Source organism: Actinotignum stranguriae, from assembly GCF_051265215.1.
Taxonomy (GTDB): domain Bacteria; phylum Actinomycetota; class Actinomycetes; order Actinomycetales; family Actinomycetaceae; genus Actinotignum; species Actinotignum schaalii_C.
The window spans coordinates 59,042-70,748 of the sequence record NZ_JBOZCJ010000004.1 but is presented as its reverse complement, the minus strand read 5'-3'; the positions used below and the strand labels follow the sequence as shown (position 1 = coordinate 70,748).

General features: G+C 52.2%; 9 protein-coding genes. 3 read left to right on the top strand and 6 right to left on the bottom strand.

From position 1 onward, the window contains the following. Positions 1-133 precede the first annotated feature (133 nt). Positions 134-2,380, top strand: coding sequence for an AAA family ATPase (locus ACRQEG_RS02810; protein WP_320757429.1), 2,247 nt, complete (start codon positions 134-136; stop codon positions 2,378-2,380). Positions 2,381-2,659: 279 nt separating this feature from the next. Here ACRQEG_RS02810 and ACRQEG_RS02805 read toward each other — a convergent pair whose 3' ends face one another. The 4 genes from ACRQEG_RS02805 to deoC are packed head-to-tail and all read right to left on the bottom strand — an operon-like array spanning position 2,660 to position 7,132. Continuing rightward, the gene (locus ACRQEG_RS02805; RefSeq protein ID WP_320757428.1) at positions 2,660-3,763 is read right to left on the bottom strand and encodes a PTS transporter subunit EIIC; all 1,104 of its coding nucleotides are present in this window, start codon (positions 3,761-3,763) and stop codon (positions 2,660-2,662) included. Between the two features lie 27 nt (positions 3,764-3,790). Beyond that, positions 3,791-4,912: a PfkB family carbohydrate kinase gene (locus ACRQEG_RS02800; protein WP_320757427.1), complete on the bottom strand. Its 1,122-nt coding sequence runs from the start codon at positions 4,910-4,912 to the stop codon at positions 3,791-3,793. A 15-nt stretch (positions 4,913-4,927) separates the two neighbouring features. Beyond that, a complete protein-coding gene (locus tag ACRQEG_RS02795; RefSeq protein ID WP_435716039.1) occupies positions 4,928-6,382 on the bottom strand; it encodes a glycoside hydrolase family 1 protein in 1,455 nt (484 codons plus the stop codon). A 27-nt stretch (positions 6,383-6,409) separates the two neighbouring features. Then, entirely contained in the window at positions 6,410-7,132 is a 723-nt protein-coding gene (gene deoC, locus ACRQEG_RS02790; RefSeq protein ID WP_320757425.1) for a deoxyribose-phosphate aldolase, read from the bottom strand. A 145-nt stretch (positions 7,133-7,277) separates the two neighbouring features. Here deoC and ACRQEG_RS02785 point away from each other — a divergent pair, with 145 nt between their 5' ends. After that, positions 7,278-8,060, top strand: coding sequence for a GntR family transcriptional regulator (locus ACRQEG_RS02785; RefSeq protein WP_320757424.1), 783 nt, complete (start codon positions 7,278-7,280; stop codon positions 8,058-8,060). A 237-nt stretch (positions 8,061-8,297) separates the two neighbouring features. Further along, the gene (locus tag ACRQEG_RS02780; RefSeq protein ID WP_320757423.1) at positions 8,298-9,050 is read left to right on the top strand and encodes an NYN domain-containing protein; all 753 of its coding nucleotides are present in this window, start codon (positions 8,298-8,300) and stop codon (positions 9,048-9,050) included. 79 nt (positions 9,051-9,129) lie between these two features. Here ACRQEG_RS02780 and ACRQEG_RS02775 read toward each other — a convergent pair whose 3' ends face one another. Continuing rightward, on the bottom strand, positions 9,130-10,350 hold the full coding sequence (locus ACRQEG_RS02775; protein ID WP_320757422.1) for an AAA family ATPase: 1,221 nt from the start codon (positions 10,348-10,350) through the stop codon (positions 9,130-9,132). A gap of 582 nt (positions 10,351-10,932) precedes the next feature. After that, positions 10,933-11,631 carry a CYTH domain-containing protein gene (locus ACRQEG_RS02770; RefSeq protein WP_320757421.1) on the bottom strand — a complete coding sequence of 233 codons (699 nt, stop codon included), beginning with the start codon at positions 11,629-11,631 and terminating at the stop codon, positions 10,933-10,935. Positions 11,632-11,707 lie beyond the last annotated feature (76 nt).

The following is an 11,707-nucleotide window of genomic DNA, read 5'->3' as shown; positions in this document are numbered from 1 at the left end:
ACATCCCTTTCTATTATTCGTTTGAATGTTCACTTCGAAACTGTTTTTCATATCGTTGCAAATAACAGCACGGCACTCAAACAATCAACCGCCCAATAAACGGTCCGCGCCCCATCCGTAGGCTAGGAGAATCATGATTAAAAACATCAACCTTGAAGCTTTCCCCTGTTTCGACGTTGACGCCAGACTCAACAACCTCGAAACTATTAACCATATCTATGGACCGAACGGCTCCGGCAAAACGACAATAAGTGAGTTTTTGACAACCTTATCGCCTGAAGGTAACCAGGCGGTTCATTGGGGAGGCAACCCCGATACAATTCGCGTGTATAATAGGAGTTACGCTCGATCCGTCTTTGCGAAACCAGAAGGTGAAGAACCGGGTGTATTTCTTCTCGGTGAAGACAGTGCTGAAACCCTTAAGAAAATTGACAACCTCACAGTAGAGCAAAATAAAATAAACACCAAATTAGCGAATTATAAGGCCGACCACACCAACACCGCTGAAGAATTAGAGACCGAAAAGAAGGCCCTGCAAGAAAAAATTTGGGAACGGCTCGGTTCAATCCCCGATGTTTTAAGGCAGAAAATGCCGAAAACAAAAGGAAATAAAAGGAAATGCCTTGAGGAAGCTCTGCGTGTAGCGTCCGAACCTTACAACCCTCAAGACGGAACCTTTGACAGTCTCGAAAAAATGGCAAACGACCTAAACCAAATGAGAGAAACTGAAAGTGCCATTAGCACATGCCCGCCCCCTCCTTCGACCTTTCGGAATGCACAATACTTCTATTCCTTGCTCAGTAAACCGATCGTCGGGAGCGCTGACGTTCCGCTATCTGCATTGGTTAATTCCCTCTCAAATTCCGATTGGGTTAGGGAGGGAATTGACTACCTTAATGATCAACACAATATTGACAATGTTTGCCCATTCTGCCAACAAGAAGTTTCAGAAGAATTAAAATCTAAGATCGAGAGCGTATTCGACGCCACTTACCGAAACGCTATCGCAGCCATTCAAAGCTTCAGGACAATTTTAGATTCCGCACATCAGCAAATTACAGCTTACGAAAGGGAACATGTTGGAAAACTAGCTCGTTTCACACCGGTCGATCACGTTACTTTAGTTTTCGAGAATCTAAAAAGCGCAATACGCCAATTGCAAAGCAGCCTCACACAAAAACTCGCAAGCCCCTCGGCGCCAATCACCCCGGTAATGATCGCTGATAAATACGATGCGCTGGATCGACTCGTAACTGAGGCTAATCTCGATATCAGTAATTTAAATGACCGGTGGAAGAATTCGGAAAAAGAGTGGGAGAGAATCCAAACACAATCCTGGAAAGTCTTCGTGAATGAACACCTCAAGGATCTAATCGACTCATTTAATCGTTTGGAAGGAATACTAAATCAAAAGCTTGCAGGACTCTCCAAGAAGATTAACGGAATGGAATCCGACCTTACCGAGATAAGCAACAATTTAACGGATCTCCACTCGCGTTCAACCTCAAGTCAGCGCACAATCGAACTGATAAACAACCTTCTTGAGGATGCACGTTTCCGAAGTTTTAAACTCTGTTCCGCTTCCGGAAATTCGGACGGCTATAGGTTAATCCGACCGAATGGCGACCTGGTTGATATTGAATCATTAAGCGAAGGGGAGCGAACTTTCGTCACATTCTTATATTTCTACCACTCCCTATTTTCGGTTAAGCAGGATGACGAAACGGACCGCATAGTCGCCGTAATTGATGACCCTATTTCAAGCCTCGACTCTGAGATTATGTTCGTCGTTTCCTGGCTCATCAGACGACTCATTAAACAAGTTAAAGAAGGAACGCATGACCGCGTGAAGCAGCTTATTATCCTTACACACAATAGACGCTTTCATAATGAGCTTTGTGTGCAATATAGGAATCAAACTCCAAAAAATGTCGCTTTTTATCGAATTCGTAAACTTTCCCCCGGCGCAAATCGTATTCAGGGACCCGAGAAAAAGAATCCTATACGCAATTCTTACCAGGAGCTCTGGGACGAAGTAGCAATTGCAAAGTCTAGTCCATATTGCGGAAAACCCTGGCTCCCTAACGTTCTTCGTAGGATTCTAGAAACGTACTTTGTAGATCTTGTTGGCCTGCATAACTTAAATTACCTTGGAGAAGACCTCTCGCTCGAGGAACAGGTAATGCATAAGGCACTTATTGCCTGGACTAACACTGGGTCACATTCCATTATAGAGGCGGACGACTATCTACCCGAATCGGAAAATACCGATCTCTGGTTAGATCTTTTTAGAAATGTTTTTTACAAAGAGGGGAATGGTGCGCACAGGTATCACTATGACATGATGATGGCAGGAGCGGAAAATAATGGTAAATCCTAAGTCCGCCTCCAAAGAGCGGGTAAAAAGCAGGCCGTCAGATATGGCCCAGTGATGCTCTTTCTCCCCCTCGGCACCCCAGTTCGTGTGCGGTAGAGGCCTGGATCAGAGCTGACGACGGATGTCATTGGCAACCACTTTTCTATTAGCCCGAGATCCACAACAACACAACAGTGGCGGGGCCCGTTCGGTAGTACCCGAACAAGCCCCGCCACCTACGGGAGATACGCCAACCACTCTTCGGAACAATCCGCGCCGGAATGCCCAGGAAAGCAGGATGGCTTAGTTAGCTACCTTCACCTCCTCTTCCTCAGCGATCTTCAGGTCAGCCTCGAAACGCAGGAACAGCGTGCAGATGAATGCAACGAGGAAACCGACCAAGCAGGAAATAACGAACAGAACGAAGCCATTACCGAAGAACACCGGCAGCGTGGCAAGCGACGGAATCGCGAAGCCCCCGGCCTGTGCACCCGAGATACCAGCAATAGCGCCACCAACGCCGCCGCCAATACACACGGCAATCATTGGAGTCTTCCGCGGAAGATTCACACCGAACAACGCCGGCTCGGTAATTCCAAACAACGCTGAGATCACCGAAGATGCACACACCGTGCGCGTCTTTCCGTTCTTCGACCGCAGCAACACCGCCAAAGCGGCACCAGCCTGCGCGAAAATCGACGGGCCGAACAGAGCCAACACCGTATCGTGCCCCAGCGCAGCAACATTATTCATCGACACCAGCATGATGCCCCAGTGCAAACCGAAAATAACCAGAAGCTGGAAACATGCACCTAGAACCAAACCAGCGGCAGCCGGCGAAAGATCGTACAAGAACTCGTACCCGGCCGCCAGGCCGTTACTAATCAGGGTGCCGATAGGCCCGAAAGCCATCAGCGTGACCAGCCCGACCAGGATCACCGAAATGAACGGGGTGAGGAACCCACGAATCACCTCTGGGAAAATCCTGTCCAGACCCTTCTCAACAAAGGCCAGCAAGCCGACCGTCATGAGAATCGTGATAACGCTGGAATGGTAGATCGCGCTAAAGACCGGGATCCCCAGGAAGTACATTGTTGTGCCAGACTCCAAGGTCTGGTTCAAATCCGGATACAGAAGCACGCCCGCAATCACCACAGCCGTATACGGATTAGCTCCGAACTTCTTAGCCGACGTAAATGCCAGCAAGACAGGCAAGAAATAGAAAACGGCGTCGCCCATAGCAGCAAGAATCCGGTAGGTATCCGAGGCGTCACTCAACCACCCGGCCGCTACGCAAATAGCCAAAATACCCTTGAGAATACCCGCGGCAGTCAACAGATTAATGACGGGCAAGAAGATCGCCGCAACAGCGTCAATGATTTTATCGAAAGTCTTTTTCTCACTCATGGCTGTCCTCCTTTCGGTAGCCCGTGATTAATCAATTTCGCCCCGTGCCCACTGCACTAGGAATTCCCTCAGCTCATCGAAAGCGGGGCTCCGGCCCGCACGAACATAGAAGCCCGAATTCGCTACACCGAGAAGCAGCGATTCTTCACTGGTCAGGCCAAGGGAGCGTCCCGTGAGGAACCCGGAGTTGAAATTATCCCCACCGCCCGTCGTCAACGTAGGATCAGCGCAATACGGCCCATCAACAGCCGCATCCTCGCGCACATTGCTGAGAACCGCGCCATCCACCGGGTGAATCACAATCTCGCTAATTCCGACCTTTTCCCGCAGGAACCGCGCAAGCTCGTGAAGATCCGCGAAGTCATCCTTCGTTGCCCCGTAGCGGCTAGCCACCTCATAGGCTTCTTTCTTATTGAGGCCGAGCGTGGTATCGAAGAACTCCTCGTACTTACGGATCGTTGCCATAACGCCAAGGACATCCTCCGTTGTCCGCTTAGTCGGATCAGAAAGATCGAAGAACATCATCCGCCGCTCACGGTTCGTCATCTTGGGAAGAACTTCCTCAGCAATCCCATCCCAGATACTGCCAACATTAATCAGAAGGGTCCAATCAGCGAACGCTACAAGATCCGCACGGTCGAAGACCTCCACCAGGTGCTCAAGCGTGGTTGCCTCAAGAAGATTCTCCCAACTCACCATCTTGAGCGGCTCTAGCTGGCTGGAAATCACCTTGCCGTCGGTAAATTCCAGCGCGTCAGAAACTCCGGGATCAGAGAAGGAAATAACCTCCTCAGCCATATTCGCAAAATCCTGGAAAACGGGATTCACTCCACCCAGGCCCAGCGCGCCCATATAGGTCACCCGATTGCCCAGGGTGGCAAGCGAATTCGCCAGAATCGTTGCCACTCCCCCGAGCTTGGTAGTCACGGGCACCATTTCAATATTCATACTCAGCCCGGCGGCATCAATAAATTTTTGCCCGTATGCAGTGAGCGTCCCCACCCGCTGGTACTCATCCGGCCCGAGCCGTTTATCAACAACATGGGTAATGCGGTCAATGAAACCGTCGTATCCAACTGGAATATTGGCATGAGGCGTCTTTGCCTCTAATTTCTTTGCCAGATCAATGATCGCTTCGTTGCTCATCATCTCACCTTTCTTGTGTTATAAATTTTCTCCGCGGCTGTGGATCACATCGCGGTACCAGAAAAAGCTCTTCTTCCGAGTCCGTTTCCCGCTCCCGTGGCCTGCGTCGTCGAAATCCACGTGAACAAAGCCGTACCGTTTACTCATCTGCCCTGTTGATTCAGCAATAAGATCAATGCACCCCCACGTCATATACCCACGCAGGTCCACTCCATCGGCCAGCGCTTCTTTGAGTTGCTCGATATGTGCGCGCAGGTATTCGATGCGGTAGTCGTCCTCAATACGCCCGTCTTCTGTCACAACGTCGACGGCGCCGAGCCCATTTTCAACGATGTACATCGGAAGTTGGTAGCGATCCCAGACCAGGTTGCAGGCAATCCGGATCCCAATCGGATCCACCAGCCAGCCCCACTCGCTTTTCTTGAGATACGGGTTGGGAACGCCAGCAAGATTATTACCCTCAACCCCACCATGCCCTTCGGCGCTGATGCAGCTCGAGGAGTAATAAGAGAAACCAATAAAATCAACCGTTCCCGCGCGAAGAAGCTCGGTATCCTCGGGCTCCATGGTGATGGAAATACCCTCCTCAGCTATATGGCGTTTCATATACCCGGGGTACTCCCCGCGCACTGCCACGTCCGAACAGAACCAGCAGTCACGCTGGAGGGACTGGAGATTCGCAAGGTTATCTTCCGGTGAGCAGGTCAGAGGATAGCTCGCCGGGCCGGCAAGCATGCATCCTACGTGGTTTTCCGGATCGATCTTCCGAGCCAGCTTCACCACTTTCGCGTTGGCAACGAAAATATGATGCATCGCCTGATATCGAGCTTGGAGACGCTCGGGAGAATTCGTTTCCCGCGGGAACGGTCCCTCCGGCGGCAGGATTCCGGCCGAAGTGGCCTCACCAAAAGCAGTCAGGGTCAGATTCACCTCAACGAATGGAATCCAGTACCGCACTTTCCCACGAAACTCACGCATGATCGTTTCGCAGAACTTCAGATAAAAATCGACGGTTTTTCGGTTCGACCAGCCTCCGTATTTTTGCGCCAAATACAGCGGCGGTTCGTACTGCGTGATCGTGACCATCGGGGTCATTCCGCGCGCAATACATTCGTCAATCAGCGCGCGGTAGAAAGCTAAACCTGCCTGATTAGGAGTTTCTTCATCACCTCGTGGGAAGATGCGCGTCCAGCTAATGGAGAAACGGTAAACGTTAAATCCCATCTCGGCCAGGAGGGCAATATCTTCACGCCAATGGTGGTAGTGATCCGCTGCAACATGGCTCGGATAATGCTTGTGCGGATCAAGCGAGAGGGAAAACTCCCGCTTCGTTGTTCTACTTCCTACACTCAGATGATCCCCGATTGAAGGACCACGTCCGTCCTCATTCCAGCAGCCTTCGCACTGGCTGGCAGACGTGGCACCTCCCCATAGGAAATCTTCAGGGAAACGAGTGGTACTTACATGAGTCACTTTTCTTCCCTTTTCGAGCTGTCATATCTATTTACCCGCCGGCGGGGTAATACCAAGAACAACCGGCGTGGAGCGATAACCAACGCCCATGCGATCAATACCAAGATCAATGAGCTCGAGGAAATGCTCGCGAGTGCGAATGCATCCCGAACCCTTCACAGCGATCTTGCCCCCAGCTGCCTCAATCATGGTTTTCACGACCTCAACCGTGGCGCCCTTGTTTTCAACTCCGGTGAAGAACCCGGTGGAGGTCTTAATGAAGTCAGCACCCGCGCGAATTGCTGCCTTCGTTCCCTCCGCAACCTGGTCCAAGTTCAGGGAGTCCGTTTCGATAATGACCTTGACCTTGGTATTCCACTTATGCGCCGCAGCGACAACGGGTTCAAGATCCTTGACAACATCATCTATACGGCCGGTGCGCAGCCAGCCGTAGTTAGCAACAATATCCAGATCCTCGATATCCCATTTCGAGCAGTAGTGCTCGGTGAGCATTTCCTTTGCCTCGGTTGTGGCGAGCCCGAAGGGGAAGTCCGCCACCACGCACAGGCCGGTATCGGTTCCCTCGACCATGGGAGCCACAATCGGAAGGGATGCCGGGTTGATGCAGATCGTCTTGCACCCGAAATCAATGCCCTCCTGGGTGTATTTACGAATATCATCATCGGTGAATTCGGGCTTGAGCACAGACTGATCAATGTAGCGTGCCAATTCAGCCTGAGTCATATCTACGGCTTTGCGTGCGGGAATCACTATTTTCCTTTCAGTAGTAACACGTATTGAACTGCATTGTTCTATACGTACCGTACTTTTATGTTTTAAAATAACCCCGAAAGCATCGCCTGTCTACGAAATTCGCGGTAATGTTAGCTTTGTACCGTACAAAGCTAGGAGACCGTTGGATACCCTCACTGCCATCGCCAGCCAGCCGCTGAATACCGAGTCCGATCACCCGCTGTACCGACAATTACAGGAACGGATCGTGCAGCTGATCGCCACCGGGTTCCTCACCGAGGGAACCGCGTTGCCGACCGAGCAATCACTATGCGAGTCCTTTGGACTTTCACGGGCCACGGTACGTAAATGCTTCGAAGGTTTGGTGAAATCGGGGCGCGTGATCCGCAAACGCGGTAAGGGGACGTTCGTATCCAAGGGTAACGATAGGCCCGGCTTAGATACCGCCCTCAATTTTTCCGCTGAGATGGCGGGCTTCGGTAAGGCGCCGTCGTCCCACGTGGTGAGTTTCCAGCAAGTGGAAGCACCCGACTGGGTCAGCGAGCTGCTCGAATTGCGGGAGAGCAACGCGGTTTGGCAAATCGAACGTGTGCGCTTGGCCGATGATATGCCGCTACTCCTCACCACTGCCTATATTCCGGTGGAGCTCTGCCCGGAATTGAGTGAAGAAGAGCTGGAGCATTCGCTCTATTCCGCGATTTCGCGCCACTCTGGAACGCTTCCGGAACGTGCGGACGAGGTGTATGAGGCGACGACACTGAACGCCGTCCAAGCCAAGCAACTTCAAGTGCCCGCTGGTTCCCCGGCCTTGAGAATTCTCCGCCATTCCATCGATTCGCAGGGGCGGGTATTCGAACTTTCTGTCATTATCGCGCGTGCTGATCGCTATAAGCTCGCGGTAACAACCACGAGCCGGGGCGCTCGCCTGCGGAAAAATATCACGTAAAGTGACGCTGATTTTTCACGATTTCGAAAATAGTTCAGATCCCCTCAATTACTGGATTCATCTCCATCTACATGCTACGCTTTTTCCATCTGGTCTAAACGTTGACCCTCCACTATCCGGAGAGTGCCGATGATTAGACCTTAGGGGTTCTTACCCCTTATAGATCATGCAGTTCCGCCGCTGTGTAGCCCAAGGGAAGCCAGCGGCGGAACTTCCCTTATCCGGGAGGTGACCAGTATGGCGAACCCGCGAAAGACTTTCCCGAATGATCGAGTAGGTCGGGAAACCCTAACCGCGATCATGGTTGATGGCGGCTTCTACAGGCATCAAGCCTACGACCTCTTCGGTGATAAGACTCCTGAACAACGTGCGGTAGAACTATTTACATACTGTATGCGCCACATCGCGCATAACCACTCGAACTTGTACCGGATCTTCTATTACGACTGCCCACCCTCCACTAAGACAGTTTTCCACCCGCTGCTCAGAAAAACGATAAATCTTGGCAAGACCGAGCAATATAGATGGAGTGAAAGGTTCTTCGAAGAACTTGCATCTAAACGAAAAGTAGCTTTGCGAAGAGGCGAAGAACTCTCCACCGGAGGAGGATATCGGCTTCACCCCGATAAATTGAAGAAACTCTGCGCCGGAACCATGAGCGTCGACGAGATACAAGAAAGTGATCTAACTCTTGAGATTACGCAGAAAGGGGTTGATCTTCGCCTAGGAATAGATATCGCCGATATAGCAAATCGCGGTCTCGTTAATCAGATTGTCATGATCGCCGGCGATAGCGATTTTGTTCCCGCGGCAAAATACGCTCGGCGCAGCGGAATTGACTTCATTCTTGATCCAATGTACTCCCATATCACCAAGAGCCTCAATGAACATGTTGATGGACTATATTCTCCCGTGAAGGCCCCACCCGCAAATTCACAAGACGCTTTGCATGTGTCGAATTTAGGTGCTAGCAAGCGAGGATCTCGGTAGCACCCTCAGAGGCGACGACAACTCGCTTACGGTGTTTGCGGACAGGCCGCTCGTTTCGTCTCCGCGCCATCTTCTGCTCCTAAATCTTTCTAGGAAGCGCTCCGACGCGGCCACTCAGGTAGACATCCCGCAAAGACATCCCCTTGCGCAGCTCCTGCGGCGCATAGTCAGAAAGCGCCACAAGCTCAGATGCTTGGCCTGCGCCATCGACCTTTTCCGTCAACCACACCTCATCCCGGCGAATCAATTCCTGATCGAGTAGCTCCGTTTCATGCGTCGTAAAAATCAGCTGCGTGTGCGTATCCTTGGAGCACCCCTCCAAATAGCGTTCCACCAAAAGCCGGGTCAACGCGGGGTGAAGCGAGCGTTCCAACTCATCCACCACATAAACACGGCGAACGCCCGGTGTCTGCAAATCAAGAAGCATCGGGAGGAGGTCAATGAACCTCTGGGTGCCGTCCGACTCCTCGAGAATTTCGAAAGTGACGCCCTCAGCATGCAGAGTTTTTAGAGCCCTCACCGTCATCTCTTCCGGTGAGTCTTCTTTCTGCGTAAAGAGATACCGCTCTTTATAGGCCGAAGCAAGAACATCCCTACCGCCAGCGGCGATCTCCATAATCTCCATGAGCTCTTTCGGCGTGAAAGGAACCCGAGATAGATCCACTTCCTGCGTAAAGAGCGATTGAATTCCGGTATCACTTTGAGAAAGTACCGCAGAAATAGCTCCACGGAAGGTGGAATCGCTGTCAAGATTACCGAGTAGTGGTATGTACTGGGAATCCGGTTCGACGATCTGCAAAGTATCGAAGAACCACCGGAAAGCCGCCTGAATGAAAGCCGGTGCGCGGTCGTCACGCCCAATCACTCCTAGGAGCGACGTACTCTGATACACGGTTTTCCCGAAGGAAAGCAGTACGTCATCCCCGGAATACTTCTCCCCAAAGGTAACGAAAGACGCGGGGGATCCCTGCGGGTTGTTCCGTTCAAAAACCAGATCGAAGCTGCCATCGAAAAGAACCTGATGAAGGGACTCTTTTACCACACGTGCATTCGTTGCCGCCACGTAATACCGCGCGATTTTCTCACGACCATCCACCGACACTGAGTATTCAATCGTAAATTCACACGGCAGCTTGGCATGCTCCCCAAAAGCATGTGGGGTGAGCGGTTCGCGGGTATCCTGCCGAACCGAAATAAGCCCGCGGAGCGCCTTGAAAGCGCGAACTAAGGCCGATTTCCCCGAGGCGTTAGGGCCGAAAATCGTGGTGAGCGGAAGCCACCGGGCACGTTGAAAATGCATCAGCGTTTCTGAATGCTGCCGCTCTCTGGTGGCTTGTAAATCTAGCGTTGCCTCATCCCTAAACGATGCAAAATTCTTGACAGTAAAGCTTCTCAGCACCCTCTCACCTCCTACAGCGGTTGTAGTAAGAATCGTACTACAACCGTATTAATTTAGGAGGCAATCCAAGACGATGACACGCCGGCACAAGACCCACTTTTATCTATCAGCCTAATTTCCTAACAGACCCAGCCACCTTGAAAATAAAGAGGGGCGGCGTTTGCACGCCGCCCCTCAACGGCAGGATCAAGCAACCCGCTCACCTCAGGTTGAGTGATACACATGCCGTGGTGTGCACGCCGAAATGGCGACACAGGTCCGTTAATGTAACAACGAGTGAGTACTTGTATAAGTCTAAACGCATGCGCAACAATACTTGCGATTATCGCGACACCAAGCGCCGTGCCATTACTCACATTTAATGGTGATTAATTTAAATTCAGCATATTGATGCCCTGGGGAGCTTTTAGGAGCGCCTTATTCCGCCATCTCCCAGGTAAATCTGCAAGCTACCTGAGTGCGTCTCTCGGCAACAGCGCCAGTTCAGGCCTCTTCCCCCTCGGGCTCGCGCTGCTGCGGCGCGTGCAAATCCAGGAAATGCGGCCCGCGCGCATCCAACTCCTCCATATAGGCCGCGCCCCATTGCATCCACGGGTCCTTGGAAAGATGGTCATTGGTGAAACGCAGATCGTCCGAAACTTCGGTGGCGCAAAAATCCGGAATTTTCAGATCCACCACCGGCGCGCGCCGCTCCACTTCCGCAATAATGAGCCCCGCGTTTTGCCCTCCAAAAGCATCGAATTCCCACCCGTCCTCATCAATCCACAGGGAGAAACGATTCTTGAGGACCAGGTCCACCGAGCGCCGCAGAATCTGCACGGCCACATCGGTATCAATTTCCATTTCCTTCTCGTAGCGTTCCGCGCTCACCACCGGGGATTTCACCGCCACCGAGGCGCTCGCCGGGCATCCCGCTCCCAGCATCCGCGCGAGCGCACGGCGTTCGTAACCACCGCGGAAGTCGGCTGCGTCGTCGAACTCATCAAAGGGCACGAACGCATCGGGGAAACGCACCCGCACCCGCACCGCGTAGCCGTCTTGCGCGAAGGTGTATGCCTGGATGATGACCTGGGTGGAAGCGTGCTCGGCGACGTCGTCGGGGAGCTCACGCACCAGGAATTTACGTTCGAATTCGAAATCGGCATCCGCGTCGACGCCGGGGCCGTGGCCGGGTTCCATCATGCTTCCATCGTAGACGCGCGCACCCACGTGGTGAAACAGCCACGCCATCGCACCCGCATCCCGGCACAATAGGAGG

Coding starts and splice junctions, on each gene's coding strand:
- ACRQEG_RS02775 (WP_320757422.1), bottom strand. CDS start 10,350: ATGCATTTTCAACGTGCCCGGTGGCTTCCGCTCACCACGATTTTCGGC.
- ACRQEG_RS02770 (WP_320757421.1), bottom strand. CDS start 11,631: ATGATGGAACCCGGCCACGGCCCCGGCGTCGACGCGGATGCCGATTTC.
- ACRQEG_RS02810 (WP_320757429.1), top strand. CDS start 134: ATGATTAAAAACATCAACCTTGAAGCTTTCCCCTGTTTCGACGTTGAC.
- ACRQEG_RS02805 (WP_320757428.1), bottom strand. CDS start 3,763: ATGAGTGAGAAAAAGACTTTCGATAAAATCATTGACGCTGTTGCGGCG.
- ACRQEG_RS02780 (WP_320757423.1), top strand. CDS start 8,298: ATGGCGAACCCGCGAAAGACTTTCCCGAATGATCGAGTAGGTCGGGAA.
- ACRQEG_RS02800 (WP_320757427.1), bottom strand. CDS start 4,912: ATGATGAGCAACGAAGCGATCATTGATCTGGCAAAGAAATTAGAGGCA.